This is a genomic window from Shewanella sp. (genome assembly GCF_041630135.1).
Lineage (GTDB): Bacteria > Pseudomonadota > Gammaproteobacteria > Enterobacterales > Shewanellaceae > Shewanella.
Window position 1 is genome coordinate 1 of sequence record NZ_JBFKLW010000053.1, and the last position, 19582, is coordinate 19582.

At 45.7% G+C, this 19582-nt stretch carries 17 protein-coding genes; 3 read left to right on the forward strand and 14 right to left on the reverse strand.

What is annotated here, in order from left to right; all coding sequences use genetic code 11:
- From ABYK60_RS13840 to rfaH, 10 genes are all read right to left on the reverse strand, one after another.
- Positions 1–1027 (reverse strand): hypothetical protein (locus ABYK60_RS13840; RefSeq protein ID WP_372872609.1); only part of this gene is annotated, 1027 nt, incomplete at its 3' end.
- Positions 996–2018 (reverse strand): glycosyltransferase, encoded by a 1023-nt coding sequence (locus ABYK60_RS13845; protein ID WP_372872610.1) that lies wholly within the window; start codon positions 2016–2018, stop codon positions 996–998. The genes ABYK60_RS13840 and ABYK60_RS13845, both read right to left, overlap by 32 nt.
- A gap of 67 nt (positions 2019–2085) precedes the next feature.
- Positions 2086–3252 carry a DegT/DnrJ/EryC1/StrS family aminotransferase gene (locus ABYK60_RS13850; RefSeq protein ID WP_372872611.1) on the reverse strand — a complete coding sequence of 389 codons (1167 nt, stop codon included), beginning with the start codon at positions 3250–3252 and terminating at the stop codon, positions 2086–2088.
- Complete coding sequence (locus tag ABYK60_RS13855) at positions 3252–4169, reverse strand: GDP-L-fucose synthase family protein (protein WP_372872612.1); 918 nt, start codon at positions 4167–4169, stop codon at positions 3252–3254. The genes ABYK60_RS13850 and ABYK60_RS13855 overlap by 1 nt, the downstream gene beginning before the upstream one ends.
- Positions 4170–4172: 3 nt before the next feature.
- Entirely contained in the window at positions 4173–5291 is a 1119-nt protein-coding gene (gmd, locus tag ABYK60_RS13860; RefSeq protein WP_372872613.1) for a GDP-mannose 4,6-dehydratase, read from the reverse strand.
- Positions 5292–5377: 86 nt separating this feature from the next.
- Positions 5378–6421 carry a UDP-N-acetylglucosamine--undecaprenyl-phosphate N-acetylglucosaminephosphotransferase gene (wecA, locus tag ABYK60_RS13865; protein ID WP_372872635.1) on the reverse strand — a complete coding sequence of 348 codons (1044 nt, stop codon included), beginning with the start codon at positions 6419–6421 and terminating at the stop codon, positions 5378–5380.
- A gap of 110 nt (positions 6422–6531) precedes the next feature.
- Positions 6532–7533 (reverse strand): Wzz/FepE/Etk N-terminal domain-containing protein, encoded by a 1002-nt coding sequence (locus ABYK60_RS13870; protein ID WP_372872614.1) that lies wholly within the window; start codon positions 7531–7533, stop codon positions 6532–6534.
- A gap of 182 nt (positions 7534–7715) precedes the next feature.
- Complete coding sequence (locus ABYK60_RS13875) at positions 7716–8093, reverse strand: four helix bundle protein (protein ID WP_372872615.1); 378 nt, start codon at positions 8091–8093, stop codon at positions 7716–7718.
- A gap of 164 nt (positions 8094–8257) precedes the next feature.
- Positions 8258–10735, reverse strand: a complete 2478-nt coding sequence (locus ABYK60_RS13880) for an SLBB domain-containing protein (protein WP_372872616.1) — start codon at positions 10733–10735, stop codon at positions 8258–8260.
- An 865-nt stretch (positions 10736–11600) separates the two neighbouring features.
- The gene (gene rfaH, locus ABYK60_RS13885; RefSeq protein WP_372872617.1) at positions 11601–12104 is read right to left on the reverse strand and encodes a transcription/translation regulatory transformer protein RfaH; all 504 of its coding nucleotides are present in this window, start codon (positions 12102–12104) and stop codon (positions 11601–11603) included.
- A 545-nt stretch (positions 12105–12649) separates the two neighbouring features.
- Here rfaH and ABYK60_RS13890 point away from each other — a divergent pair.
- Positions 12650–14122, forward strand: coding sequence for a peptide MFS transporter (locus ABYK60_RS13890; RefSeq protein ID WP_372872618.1), 1473 nt, complete (start codon positions 12650–12652; stop codon positions 14120–14122).
- A gap of 353 nt (positions 14123–14475) precedes the next feature.
- Here the strand turns inward: ABYK60_RS13890 and ABYK60_RS13895 are convergent, their stop codons facing one another.
- Both ABYK60_RS13895 and ABYK60_RS13900 read right to left on the reverse strand, forming a co-directional pair.
- Positions 14476–15579: a response regulator gene (locus tag ABYK60_RS13895; protein ID WP_372872619.1), complete on the reverse strand. Its 1104-nt coding sequence runs from the start codon at positions 15577–15579 to the stop codon at positions 14476–14478.
- Between the two features lie 69 nt (positions 15580–15648).
- Positions 15649–16377: a VacJ family lipoprotein gene (locus tag ABYK60_RS13900; RefSeq protein WP_372872636.1), complete on the reverse strand. Its 729-nt coding sequence runs from the start codon at positions 16375–16377 to the stop codon at positions 15649–15651.
- A gap of 229 nt (positions 16378–16606) precedes the next feature.
- Between ABYK60_RS13900 and ABYK60_RS13905 the strand changes: the two genes are divergently transcribed.
- Together ABYK60_RS13905 and ABYK60_RS13910 are read left to right on the forward strand one after the other, a co-directional pair.
- Positions 16607–18247 carry a hypothetical protein gene (locus tag ABYK60_RS13905; protein ID WP_372872620.1) on the forward strand — a complete coding sequence of 547 codons (1641 nt, stop codon included), beginning with the start codon at positions 16607–16609 and terminating at the stop codon, positions 18245–18247.
- A gap of 2 nt (positions 18248–18249) precedes the next feature.
- Positions 18250–18552 (forward strand): EscU/YscU/HrcU family type III secretion system export apparatus switch protein, encoded by a 303-nt coding sequence (locus ABYK60_RS13910; RefSeq protein WP_372872621.1) that lies wholly within the window; start codon positions 18250–18252, stop codon positions 18550–18552.
- Between the two features lie 66 nt (positions 18553–18618).
- Here the strand turns inward: ABYK60_RS13910 and ABYK60_RS13915 are convergent, their stop codons facing one another.
- Both ABYK60_RS13915 and ABYK60_RS13920 read right to left on the reverse strand, forming a co-directional pair.
- Positions 18619–19023 carry a DUF2802 domain-containing protein gene (locus tag ABYK60_RS13915; protein ID WP_372872622.1) on the reverse strand — a complete coding sequence of 135 codons (405 nt, stop codon included), beginning with the start codon at positions 19021–19023 and terminating at the stop codon, positions 18619–18621.
- 62 nt (positions 19024–19085) lie between these two features.
- Positions 19086–19577 (reverse strand): chemotaxis protein CheW, encoded by a 492-nt coding sequence (locus ABYK60_RS13920; protein ID WP_372872623.1) that lies wholly within the window; start codon positions 19575–19577, stop codon positions 19086–19088.
- Positions 19578–19582 lie beyond the last annotated feature (5 nt).

Consider the following 19582-nt stretch of genomic DNA (forward strand, 5'->3'; position numbering starts at 1 on the left):
ATAGACTGATAAACCAGTAGATAAATATGCCTATCCCTAGCAATCCAAAACTCAAAGAGTGTTCAAAAAAGTTAGATTTTGGAGTTATTAAACCATATTTAATTGTCGATGCTACCTCTTCGCCTAATGACTCTATTGAAAAAAAGTTGCCCACTCTCTGTACATACAGCTCATGAAAACTCCCAAAGCCAATACCTAGTGGGTGCTCCTTAATCAAGTCGACACCTAGAAAAATAGCAGACAGTCTTGTCAGGTATGTATTATAGATATCAAAAGCTGAGCTAAAACCATCAATTCCATATTTGAACAAAACACTAATTAAATGAGAAAATCCTCTATATTGTTCACTAGAGTTTACCAAGTAACTATTTAGATTTTGCCCAAATAAGGCTAAAAGCACTAGAACTATAACAACTTTAAATAACGAAATTCTCATAACCACAAAAGTCGAAATTATTGAAAGAATTAGCGATTTAGATCTTACAATAAAAGTAATCAGTATAAGTTTGATTGTTGCTCTCGACTTTGGCTTACACAAAAAAACTGAGAAAATAAATGTACCTACAAAATAGCCTGCTGAACTTGGTTCTACAAAAAGCAAACTAGGTCTAATTTGGGGGTTAAGCAAAATCTGAACAATACCAATTATAATACATGCAGACATTGCATTATTAATTATTTTAAGTAACTCATGATACTTTGTGTTTATGCAAAAAAGAAGAACTGCATATGCGATGATCAACTCAAATAGAAACTTCCTTGTTCTATAAAGCTGTTGATTGATATCAGAATCATAAAAAATCGAAAATGATAGTGTATTTAACGAAGAAATAATAAATAGTATTAGTGGTATAAAGTATAAATAATTGACTCTAGTATTTACACTCCCTTTTGCAACAAGCATTAAACAAAGTAACATCGCTAAAAGCAAATGCGGAAAGAGTGTTCCAAAAGATGTTATTAATATAAGAGTAAAAATAGATGTAGACATCCATTTATAAACGGCTTGCAATTTTATGTATTGCATTAGCAATAATCCGTGGATTTTTTTCTACTATATAGCCATCTGATTCAGACTCAATCAAGTCGGCCAAATTACCAACATCAGTACAGACAATTTTTCTGCCATATGCTTTTGCTAGATAACCAACACCACTTTGTGTGGCTGAAATATATGGCAAAATAAGTATATCAATTTCAGACATATATTTATGAAATTGAATATCAGACACAAACTCGTTTACTATTGTCAATCTATTGTCAAATCTTAAAGATTCAAACCCAGTAACTTCCCCCTTTCCTACAATTAATATTTCGATAGCGTCCTGATATTTTTTTTCATATTCTTGGATAGACTGAATAAATAAATCTATACCTTTATATTTTTCAATTCGCCCCATAAATGCAACTACAGGAGTAGTATTATGATGATTGATACTGAACTTTGTCTCAGGTAAAGGGTGGGGATAAATTACATTCTTGCCATATAAAGATAGGATTGAAGGGAATATACTTCTTTTGGAATGAAGATGAATTTTTAGTTTTTTTGTACAAAAGTAAGACAGTCTTGAATACAAACACAATATTCTAGTCATTAAACTTCTGAACTGTCCAGGATGATAAATTGGATCATGAATTGTTATGATTTTTTCATAACCCGACAATACTGATTTTAATTGTGGAAAGAAAATCGTCTCATCAACAATATGTACATAACTGGGTAAAAAGCTATCAATCTGCTTTCTTATTTCATAAAATTCTTTATTATATTTTTTGAATTGAAGCCTTTTATAAATATCTTTTAGATTGTCATTCGAGCTGTATGGTAAGGCAATCGTAAAACCGCTGAACTTCAAATTCTCTAATACTTCAGCGGTAGCACATACAGCTACAGATTGACATTCTTTCTGAATTAGGTGTATCCATGCCTTTAGGTAATTGAACATTCCACCAGAGGTATCCAGACCACCTAAAACTAGCAATACACTATCATCTCTATCAAAGAATTTATTATTCACTTTAATTCCATAAATAAAACGACCTCCTCACGGAGGTCGATAAGTAAGCGTTCTTTGTTATTTTTAGTTAGCCAGCCAAAACAATATTTACCAGTTCAGCAACTTTTTCCAGCGGCTGGCGGATATCAAAATGATGGTTTCCAATAAACAGTCCACAATCACTGATGGTGTCCGCAGCGCTCAACTGACCGTGAACTTCATAGTCAAAGTACTCTACTACTGGATTTCTGACAAAGTTACCGGCAACAATAGGTCGGCAATCGACGCCATTTTCCATCAACACCTTAATCAGTTCATCCCGCTTATCTTTACCTTGCTCTACAATTAATGCGAACCCAAACCAACTGCTTTCGCCGGTTTCATGCTGAATTGTTAATCCAGGAATTTGACCAAAGACGTCTTTAAAGACAATGGCATTTGCTCTGCGTCCGGATATAATGCCCGGCAGTTTTTTCAACTGCTCAATCCCAAGTGCCCCAGACATTTCCAATGGTCTAAGGTTATAACCAGGTAAAATGAAGCGGAATGACTCTTCAAATGGGTTATCACTCTTCACGCAAAGCTTATTGTCTTTAGGCAAGTTACGGGTCCAGCCATGAGCTCTCACCGATAACATAATGTGGTACAGCTCTTCATCATCAGTAACAACCATTCCCCCTTCCATTGTGGAGATATGATGACTGAAAAAACTACTATAGGTTCCCATTAACCCAAATGTTCCTGCTTGTTGCCCATCAATGGTAGCCCCCATAGATTCACAGTTATCTTCAAGGATTGAGATATTCTTACCTTCAACAATCTTTGCCAGCGCACGATAGTCGACAGGGTTACCCAAAAGGTTTACTGCAAATATTGCGCGGGTGTTATCTGTAATTGCCGCCTCTACCTGATTGAGGTCGAGGTTGAGGGTTGTCGGATCAATGTCAACAAACTTAAGCTTCAATCCATACTGATATAGCGGATAGTAAGTTGTCGACCAAGACACCGCGGGCACGATAACCTCATCGCCAGCCTTCAAGGGTGAATCTTTTCGGTAGAACATAGCAGCAATGGCAAGCAAGTTCGCGGAGGAACCAGAGTTAACCATCACACAGTAGCGACTGCCTACAAATTCAGCGAATTGCTGTTCGAAAGTCCTAACATACTCGCCCATGCTGAACATGCCGCTCTCAATCACGGCCTGCAGTGCCTTGTACTCGTTTTCATCCCATGTTGTTGTAGCCAATGGTAACATCAGAGAACCTCTTTCAGATAAAATTGATATGTTTTTTTTATGCCGCTCTCTAGCGAAGTCTTAGGCTTCCAACCCAACTGCGTTTGCAATTCCGTATTGACCAGCTTTTGCTTCATTCCGGCAGGTTTGCTTAGGTCATATGAGAAAGTACCTTTATATCCCAACACGTCAGCGATTGTTTGGTAATATTCATTGATACTAAAGTCATAGCCTAGCCCAACATTTATTAAGTCAGGGACCTCAGAAAACTTTTCCAGACTAACCAAAATAAAGTCTGCTAAGTCCTCAGCAAACATAAATTCACGCTTGGATAAGCCATCTCCCCATATCTCAACGTTTTTTGTACCTAATTTAATTGCATCGTCAATTTTACGGATGACAGCAGGTATCATATGAGATTTATTAACATCAAACTTATCCCAGCATCCATATAAGTTGCATGGAATGTAAGTTTTGTAGTTCACCTTATGTTGCGCAGAAAGATACTGAGCGAGTTTAGCAACCGCGACCTTAGCGACTGCGTAACCCTCATTTGTCGGCTCAAGCTCTCCTGTCAGTATCTGAGATTCGGTCAGTGGGTTCTCTGCAAACCTCGGATACATGCAGGAACTGCCCAGATTGATCAGGTTTTTAATACCTGCATCAAATGAGGCTTGTACCACATTCATACCAATCTTTAGATTCTGAAAACAGAAGTCATAAGGTGCTGCAATATTAGCCTGTATGCCGCCTACCAAGCCCGCACAATGCACAACGAAGTCCGGTTGGTACGCTGACAACTGTGCTTTCAGTTCGTCGTAGTCGGATAAATCCAACTCTTTGCGCGATGGGGCGTAAACCTCTATACCTCTGGCTTCTGCCAGTGCAATGATGTTTCGGCCAACCATGCCACGACCGCCAGAGATGAAAAGCTTCATAAACTAGTTCTCAACAGAAATAGAAACGTTAAAACCGTTTTCTTTCAACAGAGCATGTCGTTTGGCGGTATCCAGATCATGCGCAACCATCTCAGAGCACATTTCTTCCACAGTGATTTCTGGTACCCAACCCAGCTTAGCTTTTGCCTTGGCAGGCTCACCAAGCAATGTCTCGACCTCAGCAGGACGGAAATACCGAGGATCAACCTTAACGATTACATCACCCACCTTGAGAGCAGGAGCATTCTCCCCCTCAATTGCAACAACAGTTGCAATCTCATCAACCCCTTCTCCGGAAAAAGTCAATTCAATACCCAGTTCTTTGGCTGACAACCTAACAAACTCTCGAACCGATATTTGCTTGCCTGTGGCGATAACGAAGTCTTCAGGTTGTTCCTGCTGCAACATCATCCATTGCATCCGAACATAGTCCTTCGCATGCCCCCAATCTCGCAACGCGTCCATATTCCCAAGGTGGAGACATGGCTCCAGTCCCTGAGCAATATTGGCAAGACCTCGAGTAATTTTGCGTGTCACAAAGGTCTCACCGCGACGTGGTGATTCATGATTGAACAGAATGCCGTTGCAGGCATACATCCCATATGATTCGCGGTAGTTAACCGTAATCCAGTAGGCATACATCTTAGCCACAGCATAAGGAGAGCGTGGATAAAATGGAGTGGTTTCCTTCTGCGGAATTTCCTGAACCAAACCGTAAAGTTCTGAGGTTGAAGCCTGATAAAAACGAGTGTGTTTCTCAAGACCACAAATACGAATAGCCTCAAGTAAACGCAATGTGCCTAATGCATCCACATCAGCTGTGTATTCAGGAGATTCAAAAGACACGGCTACATGAGACTGAGCCCCCAAATTGTAAACCTCGTCGGGACGAATCTGCTGAATCAAGCGTACAAGATTTGACGTATCCGTGAGATCGCCATAATGAAGAATAAACTTGGGATTGTCACTATGAAGGTCTTCGAAAATATGGTCTACTCTTTGTGTATTAAACGAAGAGGCCCGTCGTTTAATACCATGTACTTCATATCCTTTTTCTAACAACAACTCAGCCAGATAAGATCCATCTTGACCCGTCACCCCGGTTATAAGTGCTTTTTTCATCTCTTTACCATTCAATTGAAACTAATAAACCCTAATTGTAACAGCTATAAACACTAAGCTACTACAATAATTAATCACGTTTAAAATTAATTACCTCGTCTCACCCAACTCAATACCTGCCAAACATGCTGCAAAGCAATACTATACAATATAAACAACGATAAAAATGCAGAAAACATTATCCATTCTGACACTAAATAAATCTCTGACATACATCCAACAAAAGCCATAAACGCGGCCACACAGGTAATTATTATTAATGTTTGACGACGATTATAGCCGGCCCTTTCGAATATATGGTGAAGATGTTCACGGTCAGCCTTAAAAGGAGAAACCCCCTTTCTTATCCTTCTATGCATAATGGCAGCCATATCCATCAATGGAGTAGCAATCAAATATAGTGCAGTTACAGGGCGAAATGCTTGTACGTCATCACTTGAGCCAATGACTAAAATCCAAACAACTGTAAGACCGATAAGCATGCTACCAGCATCACCCATAAAAATCTTACCGAAGTTTTTAGGCCAACTCAGATTAAACATTAAATATGCAATGAGTGCAGCAATAAACAATACCGGTAGCAAATACCAGTCGTTATTCACGCGGCTTAATAGAAACGCCAATGCGGTAAAGGTCACCAAACTTAACATCCCGGCAAGACCATCAATGCCATCAACCATGTTAAATGCATTAATCGCTCCGATCACCGCCAATATAGTAACTAATACACCAATCGGGCCTAGTACGATTTCAAATGGCCCAACAATATAACCCAAGCTTTTAAGATAAAAGCCTGCACCAAATATCATGAGAGAAGCAGTTATAACTTGCGCAGTCATACGCAGCTTTACAGATAAATCATACTTATCATCAAGCACACCCAAGAAAAGGATTAGAGCTGATGAAATAAGATAGATATTGAATGCCTGGCTTTGTTCAATAAAAAACATCGATGCCATTAACACACCGATAAAAATTGATATTCCACCAATTAATGGAATTGCTCCTACATGGAGCTTTCGGTCATTCGGTAAATCTACCAATCCAACTTTTACTGCTAAAGGTTTTATCAATTTAATAGCAACAAATGAGATAGTGAATGTTGCCAACAGCGGGATAACATAGTCCATCATTTAACCCCTTCCAGACTATACTTTATTAATTAATCCAAAATGTTCTAGGTTCTAGGTTCTAGGTTCTAGGTTCTAGGTTCTAGGTTCTAGTAACCCATACTGCCACGCTATATTTCCTTTCTTGTGAAATGTCTGATCAATACGATCATGATCGCGAGCATGCCTCCAAGCATTGTTCCCAGCACACAAATCAAAGCGCGCTTTGGTTTGGCCTTCTCTTCTGGGACCAAAGCTGGGTCCAGAGTTTTAAACACATATTCATCGCGCACTTCGGCAAACATGATGGTTTTAGCCTGCTCTTCCACCAGCTTGTATAAGATGGCTCGTATATCTGCCACGTTAGTAAGTTCTATCTGTTTATTCAAAAACTCGGTGCTGCGCATGGCCTCTGACACATCGCGCTCTTTCATCACCCGGTTAATATCCGCGACCAGCCAGTCAACCCACTGTTTAGCAACAAACGGTGATTGATGCTCCACCGAAATAGTCACCATACCGGTATCTTTAGCAGAATTAATTGAAACTAATTTAATAAATGATTTATACGCTTCATGAAGGGATGGTTCCGGCTGCCTTGGTGGTTTAACCTCGCGGACCCAGGTTTTGGTTTCGCTGTTATAGAGTTCTGAGTCGAAGCTTAAGCTGTTTTCGGCCATATGCCATTTGTCTACCGCCATAAGCTCAGGCAGTATTTGGTGTTTTTCAATGAATTCACCCACAAACTGGCGCGATTTTAATACCTCAATAGCCAGCTGGGTTTTATCTGTGCCGCTGCCGCCGCCCAAATTAATACCCGCCATACTGGCGAGGCCGCCAAACTGGGATGCTAATGCCGCCAGGCCGCCACTGCTACCCTCACTGCTGGCCGGTGCCAGCAAGGCTTCTGCCTTGTAGATATTGGGTTGATTAATGGCAAAAATCACCGAGCCAATGGCAAACACGGCTGTAATAGCGATGATGAGCCATTTGCCTTGCCAAATGACAGAGAAGAGCTCGCGCAGATCGATTTCGTCGGAACTTTCCAACGGTCGTGAGCGAGGGAAGTCGGCATCAGCGTTCGCAGGGGAACGTATATCCTTAAATTCTTGTGGTGTGGTTTGATTATTCATCACTTTTTCTATTGATTTGATTGAGTGTTTAGAGCGCTTTGCTTCTAGATTCTAGGACGCTTCGCGGATAGACCGCTGTGCTTCTATAAAGACCAAAGCTGAAAGCTAAAACCAGTGTATCCCTTCGCGGATAGAGGGCGGTGCTGCTACGAAAGCAATAAACAAATCCATCCGCAGCAGGATTAGTCAACATGGTAATCAGCGTTTTCTTCTTTAATCTGTGATTCCTTATTTTTAATCAGTGTACCGATTATCTTCGCAAGCTCTTTAGCTTCTTTAACCATAGTTAGTGCTGTTTGCTTATCTAAGTAATCAATTTCAGCACCTATATATAGCTGTGTTACCAATTCTCCCAGAGAGCCTTTTGCGTAGTATAGAAATCGCACTTTATCCTTTAAAGAATCACGCTCTTCTCCCTCTGCAATATTGGAGGGAACAGAGAGTGCAGCTCTGGTGATTTGGTCCTTGAATCCCCAGTTTTGAACCGTTTCGGTCGTTTTATAAACGTCGCAAGCAAGCCTGGAAGCGCGTTTCCATACATCCAATTGTTCAAAGCGCATCTGCGGACTCCTTACAGTCGCCAGAATCTAGGAAAAACTGAGCGCTTTGCTGCTAGATCGTCATACAGTGACTTCTAGATTCTAGAAGCAGCGGGTTTCGCTGCGCTCTAGAGACACGAAGTGTCTTCCTAGCAGCCCGCTTTGCGGGCGCTCTGGCCTTCGAGTTACAGCCCTGAAATCGTTGCTACTGCTACGGCGGTGTTGTAGATGATCTGCGTTACCTGACTCCACAGTGTCAGGTTGTCTTTGTACTCGGTATCCAGCGGCATAACGATGGTATCACCTGGTTGCATCTCTTCGTTGCTGCTAAACCAATAAGAGCTTCCGGGCATGGCGACAGAGCCATCGGCGCGCAGGATGTATGCACGGTCGTCATCGGCGCGCTTACGGGGGCCACCGGCCAGCTCCAAATATTGGTCAAAGGTAAAGCCCTTTTTGTATCTGTGGGTGCTGGGGTGCTGTACCTGCCCCATCACGGATACGGTTTGGTTTTGCGCCGGGATATACAGGGCATCGCCGTCTTCAAGCTTTAGGTCGGCTTCTTCAATGCCAAGCTGAATGGCGTTGATGTCCACCACCAAACGGCCCAGCACCTCAACATTTTCAAGCTCTTTAAGCATGCTTTGGGCATCGGCATAGCCCACCGTGGGGGTATCCTTAGTGAGCGCCTTGGCTGCGATTTCACGGCGCAGCTCGTCAGAAAGCTTTAACAGCTCAGTCTTTTCTTTTTGCTTTACCGATTCGCGCAAGAACACGGCACTGCGTGGTGCTGCATCCTCACTCAGACCACCCGCACGGCTAAGTACGTGCTTAAGGGTTTCACCACGTTGAATACTGTAGGTACCCGGGAACCGCACTTCACCTTTAATGGTCACCCAGCGGGTGTCTTGCCAGTCGGGTAAATTTCTCACGGTAAGCACATCACGGCTTTGCAGAGCCATATTGGCAGCAGGGTCTCCTGCTAAAATATCCTGCAGGCTTATTTGCTGGTGCTCTACTGCTACACCATTTACATCAGAGATGCTTTGGCGGGTCAGTTCAGCCGACATGGTATAGGCCCCCTCCTGCAATCCTCCGGCGGCTATCAGCAAATCCTTTACGGTAGCGCCTTCAGTAATGGGGTAGCGGCCTGGAAAGCGTACACTGCCGTTGATATCAGCAAGCTTTACCGCATCACCAAAGCGGCTCTGCTGGCGCAACTGGTCAATAACAGGCTTAAGCAGTACCTCCCGGTCGGCATAATCAAACACTATCAGGGTATCGCGGGGCGACAGGGCAATATTAGCCAAGGTATCGCCGCCAATGGCTTTACCAATCGCCACCTGCATTACTTTGATATCGCCTCGCTGGTTTACCTCGCGCATCACCAGGCCGTAATCCAAATCGGCCGTGAGAGTTAAATCACCCCAAATTGACGGCACTATGTCGCTGATCCGCATGCCCTTGTGATACTGGTATTTACCCGGTCTCACCACGGCACCAATCAGGGTTACTGCGTTATCAATACGGGTTGACTTGGATTTTACCTGTACCAGGTCACCCGCCTGCGCTTTAACACTCAGCCCCGAGGGTTGGGTTAAATCTACGCTCACAACAGTTTTTACGTCTGTGGCGTATCGCTCAATGGTACTGGTTTCGGGGTATGCACCGGGCTTTGCACCGCTTGCCATTTTAAGCACATCGGCCATGGTTTCGCCGGGTTTGATTTCATAAATGGCTGGGCGGCGTACTTCGCCGGTTACGCTGACAAGGCCGCCAACAGACGGGATAAATACCACATCACCAGACTGGAGACGCAAGTCGTTGGAGGCATCGCCTGAAAGCAGTAAATCGTACAGGTCGAATGTGCCTACCGTACGACCAGCACGCTTTAACTGAATGTTGCGCAGCGAACCAATCTCGTTAATGCCACCCGAAACAAACAGCGCCTGAGTAATGGTGGACAAACTGGATACCGTATAAGAGCCGGGCTTGTAGGCATCACCTGCCACAAAAATGCGGATTGAGCGCAGCTCACCCATACTGATACTGGCCTGAATACCAATCATTGAACTGGCAATTTTATCCAGCAGCATGGTTCGGGCTTCGGCAAAGCTAAGGCCAACCAGGGAAACAGGCCCCAAATCCGGAAACTGCACCGCACCATCGCGCCCTACCACCAGGCTGAAGGACTTATTTTCTTTGCCATACAGCTGCACATTAAGGGTATCTCCCGGCCCCATCATGTATTCAGCGGGCACAGGTACATCTGTTACCGGTGCAAAAGTGGATGGTTCACCGGCAAATAAATCGTAACCAAAGCGCTTTAGCTGATTTTCAAGCTTCTGCTCGCGGGCTTCGACGCCCGCTTCCGTTTTAGTTGCCTGATTCAGTTGCTCTGACTCACTTTGGTTCAGCGCTTTTTGCTCACCGCCTCTGGCCACTACAACTACGGGATTGGAAACCTGAGTTTGTGCTGAGGCACCGCCAAACATCGCAGGGTCGATACCGTATTGACGGGCAATACGCTCCTGCTCTGCTTTAGGAAGATTTTTGAACTGTTCAATCATCTGTGGTGACGGAGTAATCGCCGCAGTTGGCCCCCCAACCAAAACCAGCGCACCGACGCTGGCAATCATCAATCGTTTTAGTTGTTGTAACACCAGATATCTCCGTAAAAGGTGATTGAATGAAAAAAAGCAGAGCGCTTCCAGACGAAGCAGAGCGGGCTGAAGCCCTTCTAGAATCTAGATTTTAGGAAACCGAGCGCTACCTTCTAACGTTCTGTAGCTGCATCGCAGCGTTCTTTAGGCCGCAGGCCGTTCTGTAGCTGCATCGCAGCGTTCTTTAGGCCGCAGGCCGTTCTGTAGCTGTATCGCAGCGTTCTCTAGGCCGCAGGCCGTTCTGTAGCTGCAACGCAGCGTTCTCTAGGCCGCAGGCCGTTCTGTAGCTGCATCGCAGCGTTCTCTAGGCCGCAGGCCATTCTGTAGCTGCATCGCAGCGTTCTCTAGGCCGCAGGCCGTTCTGTAGCTGCATCGTAGCGTTCTCTAGGCCGCAGGCCTTTCTAGCAGCTGGCTCCGCCAGCGCTCTGAAAGCCCGTTTTGCGGGCTTCGGCGTCCGCTAATGGACAGAAATTGTTCCACCCATTGCCTTTCAGGCACGCTACCGCCCATGGATTTTGGCTTCCAACGTGCCCCTCGCAGTGCGAGTTCCAAATTTTCAATGTGTTACCTGCAGCCTGCTATTTTTTGAGACAACCTAAAATCTGAAATTAACTTTCAGTTTCACATCAGCCTGCAGATGGGTCTACGGATTTTACCTCACCAGGCAGGATGCAGCAGTCGAAAAAACAGCCAAACAAGCTATAAACACTCGATTTTTATACAAATTGAGCGACAACAAATTGTCACTCAATTACAAAATTCTCTAAATGGTTGTTGGTAAACAGTTTACTTGGTCACAAAAATGACAGTGTTACATCAACTATAGATGGCACTATGGCAAATGTCTTACAACCTTTGAGGGGTGTTACGCACATATTCTCACAATGCTGGATTGAGCAACGTCCAATTGCTTTTGTTGCCCCATAAACTCAAACAGCACCATGCAACGCTTCAGGCCGTCTTTCTCAAGAAACACCGCTTCCAAATCGGTGAAGGGCCCATCGCAAAACTTCACTTTATCGCCCGGAGACAAAGCCACTTCTTCTGGCAATTTTTCCAGCTGCAACTCTCTGCGCCTGATTGCCCTGACCAGCGAATCGTCCAGAGGCGTCATATCTTCGCGGCAACCCACAATCCGCGCAACACCACGGGTAGCATGAATACTGCGCACACTGGTCACGGTTGGGTCAAAATAGAGGAAGAGATAATTGGGGAATAACGGAGATTCGGCGACAGAGATCTCCCCGCCACTGGATTTAACTTGCCTGCGATACATGGGCAAGTAAGTTTCCAATTGCTGCATTGAGAGATTTTGCTGCGCCCGCGCTTCATTGCGGGGCTTACAGTAAACGAGATACCAAGCCTTCATCTGTCGTCTCTTTACGGGTTAGTGATGTCCCTTCACGGCCGAAGAGCATACCAAAGTGCCACATCGATTTGAACCACATTTTTGGATGAGTTTCTGCTGTTGGCGAGTTTACATTAAGGCAGCGCAAACATTAGCAGTGACTGCTTTAGCCGAGAAAAATGGCAATGCGGTCGAATCGCGGGTATTGAAAAGTAACTTTCACCACGCTTTACACCCAATCAATACGAATACGTCAGGCTGAAAATCCACCTAATAAGCATTCGCAGAGGCTGACCAATTCAAGCCCCCAGAGGCAAGCAAAATTGACATTTCCGGCCTTCAAAGGGTATATAAAGGTGGCCTTTTTGGCGAAATTCCGACGAATGTCGGTTAAATTATAAAAAACACGTAAAGGCGCCGTAACGTATCGTGTTGAATAAGCAATAAAAATCACAATAGTTGCAGATGTTGATGATGTTTATTCACGCAGTTATCACTACAGGTTCCGACATTTTTCCGTAAGGCATCTGCTTACGGACAATCACAAGCTTAAGGTGGAAGACTTAATGAGCGTAAATTCCCAAGGCACGATGCTAGGGCATCCAAAGGGGCTGTTCCTCCTGTTCACCACAGAACTCTGGGAACGATTCAGTTACTATGCCATGCGCGCCATTCTGGTGCTCTATCTGGTAGATAAAGTACAGAGCGAAGGCGGTCATGGACTGGGATGGACCCAAGCTGACGCTATTTCTCTTTACGGTACTTTCACCGGTCTGGTGTATCTCACTCCTCTTATTGGTGGCTGGCTTGCCGATAACTTCCTGGGCCAACGCAAGGCCATTATGATTGGTGGTACGCTGATGGCCGCCGGTCAGTTCATTCTGGGTACCCCTCACGCCTGGGTGCAAGGTATGGAAACCGAGGTTTTCTATTTAGGCCTTGGCGTACTTATCCTGGGTAACGGTCTGTTCAAGCCAAACATTTCCACCATGGTGGGTGATCTGTATAAAGAGGGCGATCATCGTCGTGACGGTGCATTCACAATCTTCTATATGGGTATCAACGTCGGTGCATTCCTGTCAGGTATCATTGTAGGCTCTGTTGTCAGTGCTTACGACGGTAACTTCCAGGCGGGCTTCGTATGTGCCGGTATCGGTATGGTGCTGTCCCTTATTATTCAATTCCTGTTCGCCCAAAAACTGCTGGGTGACATTGGTACCGTTCCTGCTGCAAAGCTTGAAAAGCAAAAGGACGAAGCCCGTGGCCAGGTTCGAAAAGAGCCTCTGACCAAGGTAGAACGTGACCGCATTAAAGTGATTATGGTAATGGGCTTGTTCACCATCGTTTTCTGGGCGGGTTTCGAACAGGCCGGCGGCCTGATGAACCTGTTCACCAACGATTTTACCGACCGTATGATCGGTAGCTGGGAAGTTCCCACTACCTGGTTCCAGTCACTGAACGCCATGTTCATCGTTATTTTCGCTCCAGTAGTTGCGTCTATCTGGGTGCGGTTGGGCGATCGTGAACCAAACTCTCCGGTAAAATTTGCTCTGGGTCTGGTGTTGCTGGCTGTTGGCTTCCTGTTCATGATTGGTGCTGTGGTTGAGATGGGCGGTGACCCAACTGCCAAGTCCAGCATGTGGTGGCTGGTTGGTGCCTACTTCTTCCACACCATGGGTGAGCTGTGTTTGTCTCCTATCGGTCTGTCGATGGTCACTAAATTGGCTCCGCTGCGTATTGTATCGCTGATGATGGGTGCCTGGTTCCTGTTTATTGCCGCAGCCAACAAGATTGGCGGTGTGGTTGGCTCCTTTATCGGTCACGGTGGTGAAAAAGAAGAGCAGCTTGCCAATGCCATGTCTATCTTCGCCGGCATTGCCATTACCGCAGCTATTTCAGGCGTAATTCTGTACTTCATGGCCGATAAACTGGTTGACTGGATGCACGGTGCAGAAAGCAAAGTGCATCACGATGAAGAAGAAGCACTGGAAGAAGAAATTGCCGTCACCGGTGAGCATGAAGCGATAAAGCGCAGCTGATAAAGCCAGAGCGCTTCGTTTCCAGAACGTCGCTGTGCGACTTCTAAGCTACATAAAACAACAAAGCCCGCATCGCGGGCTTTGTTGTTTTATAGAAGAGCGAAGGTTCAAAAACTCTCTTACACAGAAAGCAGAGCGCTTCGTTTCCAGACGAAGCAAAGCGGGCTAAAGCCCTTCTAGATTATAGAATCAAGACGTTAGAAAAACCGAACGTTCACAAGCTCATTTACAGAACGCTTCGCTACGGTTTTCGGTTTACCGTAGCCACTCGGTGGCGTTCCGTAGCTGCGAAGCAGCGTTCTAAAGGCCGAAGGCCGTTCCGTAGCTGCAAAGCAGCGCGCCTCATTCTGAGTCTAAAAACTCACCTGCACATAACCACCTGCAATCACAGCATCACTGCAAACCAAGCCATCAAAATTATTCTTTAGCAGCATGTCCTTGTGAGCGGGGTCGGATGTGGCAATGCACAGGCTTTCCCCCGGCAACAGCGAGCGAAACTGGCTGCTGGGCTTCCCCCAATCCAACAGTCCCAATTGCAATGCGTCTGGCAAGGCAAGTGGTGTTAAACCTTTATCATTGCGCAGGTAGCACCTGAGACCATGTCCAGCCTGTGCAATGGACGCTCGAAAATGTTTCAGCTCAACGGTGATATAAACAATGTCCACCGTGATTTCGAGCCCAGACTTTACAATGCGCTCATTTAAATAACTGAGCATATTATAAGGTTCTATCACGGCTCGGCTCACACCGTTTCGAAAGGCCTTAAGTTTATGATTTACGAAACTTCGCAGCAGCACACTGGCAAAAGCGGCACGGTTGTCTTCGGGATGAAAATGCGCCATGTAAAACACCAGGTGATCGGCGTCTGCCATGGTTGAATCTATGAAAAAGGCACTGATGCCGTCATTTTTGTACAGGCTGTAGTCAATTCTTGCTTGCGGATAATCCACATGCGAGGCTGGAAACAGTTCTTTTTGGATATGCTTTGCCGCTTCAGTATTCTGTTCCAGCAGTTTGAGGTTTTCTTCCAGTTCGACCATGGACAATTCGTCCAGCCCTTGAATATCAGTGCCTTGTTGCAACTGATTGCCCAAACTCTGTCGTATGGATTGTTCAATGATATAAAGGTCCGGTACCGGCTTAACCAGATAGTCGGATGCTCCAATTCGCAATGCTTCAACCACATCCGCCATCACATGATTACCAGAGATGACTATGGCTGGCATTGCGGGATCCAAACGGTACATTTCACGAAGCATATCGAGGCCACCCAGGTTGGGCATGCTCAAATCGGCGAGAACTACGTCAAAATTTTGCCGGCGAAACCAATCAAGCCCCTGAACTCCATCATCCGCTTCGGTGACCATGGCTCCCCGGCTGTCAAGAAATGATGCGACAACCCGACGGAACACCGGGTCATCTTCAACCAAGAGTACAGATACATCTTTCAGCGCCATACACTTCCCTCTGGGAGTTGTCAGCGTCAATAACCAATTATCCAGTCTGGATAATTGCCTGCTTGGTTGCTAATCCAACTCCTGCAAATATTCGTCAAGAAGCTCATCATCTTTTTGATTTAATGGTACATCTCCATCATACACCTTGTAATCCATATACTGCAGATAGGCATCTTTTACAAAGGTGTATGGATCAAGTGCATTATCAAGCAATCGCTCTTGATCTATGGCTTCAGTACGGGTGTGCAGGCTCTTAAGCCCCCACTTCACCACCGACTGCCACATGGTGAGCTCTGATAGAGGAAAGTATAGTCCATCGACCCAGTCACTCGCGAGTTCACGTGTTACGTAAGGCCCGAAAAAGGGTGCCATAAAATAGGGACCGTTCGGCACACCATAATAACCAAGCACTTCGTTGAAATCGTCTTGTTTACGGGGCATCCCCATCATATCGGCCACATCGATTACACCAAGCAGACCCACTGTAGAGTTAACCACAAAACGACCACCGGCATTTGCAGCCCAACCAAACTTACCCTGCAGGGTATTGTTGACCAGCGCGCTCGGCTCTTCGAGATTTCGTACAAAGTTATGCATGCCAGACTTAACCGGCTGCGGTACATAATCCCTGTAAGTATGCGCCACCGGCCGATAGATGTATCGGTCAAGTACGTTGTAGTTCAGATCCCACATTGCACGGTTAAACCCTTCAAACGGGTCTCTGGGATCGTTATACACAACCTCAACCTGTTGCTGTTGTGCACTGTCCGCCTGCTCTGCCTGAGCCACCCCGAACATCAGCAAAAGTGACAGGGCAATCCATTTCAACTTCATAAATCTCTCTGCATACGTCGCCGGAATTGGCTTTAGAAAGCGGTAAGAGTGACGATAAGAAATAACAGACCTTTTGTTTCAGGAAATCTTAGCCCTCTTACTTTGACGGCTAAGCATACTTACCAATACGATAAGGTCAAATGTTAAATTGTGAAATTTGATTATAGCCCCGGACGGCTGGAATAACCTGACAATGACAGACATCTCAGCGTTAACAACCAACTTTGCCACCGCAATCCCGAGTAAAGGCCTTTCATTTGCCTCTGTTCCTGTGTCCGTCAATGCAGTACCAGGCGGAATTTTGCTCAATACTGCAACCGCTGCCTTTACCCTGTCACAGTCTGTTAGCGATGAACATCTGAAAGCCCTTTTGCAAAAACAGCACATTGACGAATCCTTGCCGCTGAAACACCTGCTTAAAGCCCCTTCAAGCGCCCTCCTGGCGGCGACACAGTTTTCAGCATCATTACTCAGGCTCGGTCAATCAGCCAGCTATCCCCTTCCTCCCGCTCTGGCGACGCTGATTCCCAAGTCAGGCTCAGAGCGCCAGAAGCTGCTGGCACATGCAAAATCCTCACAGGGTTACATACTCGGGCTGGTCAGTGTCCTGAAAGGGAAGCTTGTATTTGCATCAGGCTTGCAAATCCCCACGCCATCACCAATACCAAAAAATAATGAATTCAGGGCACGACTAAAACTCTCACGCGGTGAACTGCAATTAGTGTTGGATCCTATTGAAGAAGAAATACAACTTAAGCTGGTGCGGGTGAACCGTGAACAATCTTCCGCTTTTGTTGAAACCGAAAGTGAAGCAGAGCCAAAGTTTCATCTGACACCGCAGGCGCTGCTCAGCACCATGGAAAAGAAACTGCTTGCCACAGCCCTCGCTCAAAAGGCGGAAGAATCAGGCAAGATTGTGGCGGGAGCAACCGATATACGGTCAACACCAACAGCCTCCCCAGCCGGCTATGTGCCCAAAGCATCACTGAAACAATCAGACCATAGTGCCGCTGCCAACCGCCTTTTTGAAGCCTTTGAGAAAAGTGGTGCCATGCCAACCGAAAAAGCAGCAATTGATGGAAACAATTTATCTGCCATGCCAGATGCCGCCAAAAAATTAGTGGCTTTGCTCAGGCCACAGGCAGTGGCCAGTTTGATGGCTCCGGAAGCAATGCGTCAGGCAATCGATAATGTCTCGGACAGTGCTTTATTGGTAAGAACTCAAAGCCTGACCTCCCTGTTTCAACAGCAACCTCTTGCAGTGTTGTTTCAATTGCTGCTCTGTGGCTGGTCCATCACTCAAAAGCGACCACTCACTCCACTGTTACAGCATTGGTCATCACTGTTGCTTTCCCATATAGGTATAGCGACTGATGAACTGATTAAGTTGAGTTCCCGTGAGCTACTCGATGAGATGGTAAAACTGGCATCAAGCCGAGCCGAGCTTAATGCAAAGTCCAATGATGATGAAGGGGCGTTCTTCACGTTACCTTATTTATTGGGCGACAAACCCCATATGCTGGAAGCAAAGCTTCAAAGACGAAAAAACGAACGAGCAAACACTGACGGCAAACCACTGTGGCAGCTCAAACTGAAATTTTCGCTCACTGATGGTGAATTGATGGTAAATGCCACCAAAACAGATACTGATTTGTCGCTTGTCTTTACCAGTGCCTCAGCCCCGCTTGGAAAGCGAATTAGTAACTACTTACCCGTTCTCAATGACCATTTAGCGACATTGGGTTTTTCCGTTGCCAGCCTGACCTGTCAGCAGGGTGTGGTGCCCGCGTCCCTGCTTGAGCAGGAATACCCAAGTTTTGAATTAAGGATATAGTCATGCATCCGGATGAAAAAATTGCGGTAGCTCTACAGTATGATGGTGAAGGTGCGCCAAGAGTAACCGCGAAAGGTGAGCAACTGCTCGCTGAAGAGATCATCTCTTTGGCACAGCAGTCAGGTATCTATATCCACAAGGATGCGGCATTGGCCAGCTTTTTATCAACGCTTGAACTGAATGATCCTATACCGAGAGAACTGTTTATCTTAATCGCGGAGTTGCTGTCTTTTGTCTACATGCTGGATGGACGCTTCCCTGAGGAATGGGCCAGGCTGCATCATAAAATATCGACATCGGTATAAAAAAAGCCACCTGTTGGTGGCTTGTGACTTGTTTGGCTAAAAACTATGCCTCAGCAAGGCGCTGGATTATCGGTTTCCATGGAGTCTTAGCAGTAGCTCTGCCTCGGCGCGGGGCAACTCGCATTCAGCTACCAATTCATCAATACCGGCACCAAGCGAGACCATTTTCATTGCCCGGCTATATAACCGAGCCTGAGGGTCCTGCTCCCGAGCCTCATCGATACGTGCATTTTGCTGGGCAAGTTTTTTCTCAAGCTCAAGAACCCTTTTACCCACCCCAATTGTGCCGGATCTCAGTTCGTGCAGTTCACGCTTAAATCCGTCACGTTGGTTATCCGACTCTTTTAGCAGCAAAGCCAATGCATCGACCTTGTTTCTGAGTTTACCAAGCTGCTTTTGCTGGAATAATACCAACGCAAGGCACGCGATAACATATATAAGAGCGCCGATCAGAAACCCATTATCGACCATGAAACGAAACAACTCCTTTGCAATAAGAGGCAGCTAAGCTTACGACCAAGATCTGCCAAAGCTTATATCTGTGCCAGTTCAGCCCATTCTTCATCGGATAACAGCTTGTCCAAATCCACCAGGATCAACAGCTCATTGTCGCGATTACTCACACCCTGAATAAACTTGGCACTTTCTTCGGTTCCAACATTCGGTGCATTATCGATTTCCGAACGTCGCAGGTAAACCACCTCGGCAACACTATCTACCAATATGCCGATGACCTGTTTTTCCGCTTCAATGATGACGATACGGGTAGAATCATCCACTTCAGAAGAAGCCAACCCGAAACGTGAACGGGTATCGATGACTGTAACTACATTGCCCCGCAGGTTAATAATACCCAGAACATAATGTGGTGCTCCGGGTACAGGTGCAATTTCGGTGTAACGCAGTACTTCCTGTACCTGCATTACATTTATACCGTAGGTCTCGTTATCGAGCCTGAAGGTCACCCACTGCAATACTGCGTCATCCTTTCCGGCTGCTACCGCTACATTTCTTGAGTCTGCCATATCTA

Bases quoted from the DNA above. Each gene is read 5' to 3' on its own strand.
- ABYK60_RS13850 (WP_372872611.1), bottom strand. From the start codon at position 3,252: ATGTTACCATTGGCTACAACAACATGGGATGAAAACGAGTACAAGGCA.
- ABYK60_RS13855 (WP_372872612.1), bottom strand. From the start codon at position 4,169: ATGAAGCTTTTCATCTCTGGCGGTCGTGGCATGGTTGGCCGAAACATC.
- gmd (WP_372872613.1), bottom strand. From the start codon at position 5,291: ATGAAAAAAGCACTTATAACCGGGGTGACGGGTCAAGATGGATCTTAT.
- wecA (WP_372872635.1), bottom strand. From the start codon at position 6,421: ATGGACTATGTTATCCCGCTGTTGGCAACATTCACTATCTCATTTGTT.
- ABYK60_RS13870 (WP_372872614.1), bottom strand. From the start codon at position 7,533: ATGAATAATCAAACCACACCACAAGAATTTAAGGATATACGTTCCCCT.
- ABYK60_RS13875 (WP_372872615.1), bottom strand. From the start codon at position 8,093: ATGCGCTTTGAACAATTGGATGTATGGAAACGCGCTTCCAGGCTTGCT.
- rfaH (WP_372872617.1), bottom strand. From the start codon at position 12,104: ATGAAGGCTTGGTATCTCGTTTACTGTAAGCCCCGCAATGAAGCGCGG.
- ABYK60_RS13890 (WP_372872618.1), top strand. From the start codon at position 12,650: ATGAGCGTAAATTCCCAAGGCACGATGCTAGGGCATCCAAAGGGGCTG.
- ABYK60_RS13895 (WP_372872619.1), bottom strand. From the start codon at position 15,579: ATGGCGCTGAAAGATGTATCTGTACTCTTGGTTGAAGATGACCCGGTG.
- ABYK60_RS13900 (WP_372872636.1), bottom strand. From the start codon at position 16,377: ATGTTCGGGGTGGCTCAGGCAGAGCAGGCGGACAGTGCACAACAGCAA.
- ABYK60_RS13905 (WP_372872620.1), top strand. From the start codon at position 16,607: ATGACAGACATCTCAGCGTTAACAACCAACTTTGCCACCGCAATCCCG.
- ABYK60_RS13910 (WP_372872621.1), top strand. From the start codon at position 18,250: ATGCATCCGGATGAAAAAATTGCGGTAGCTCTACAGTATGATGGTGAA.
- ABYK60_RS13915 (WP_372872622.1), bottom strand. From the start codon at position 19,023: ATGGTCGATAATGGGTTTCTGATCGGCGCTCTTATATATGTTATCGCG.
- ABYK60_RS13920 (WP_372872623.1), bottom strand. From the start codon at position 19,577: ATGGCAGACTCAAGAAATGTAGCGGTAGCAGCCGGAAAGGATGACGCA.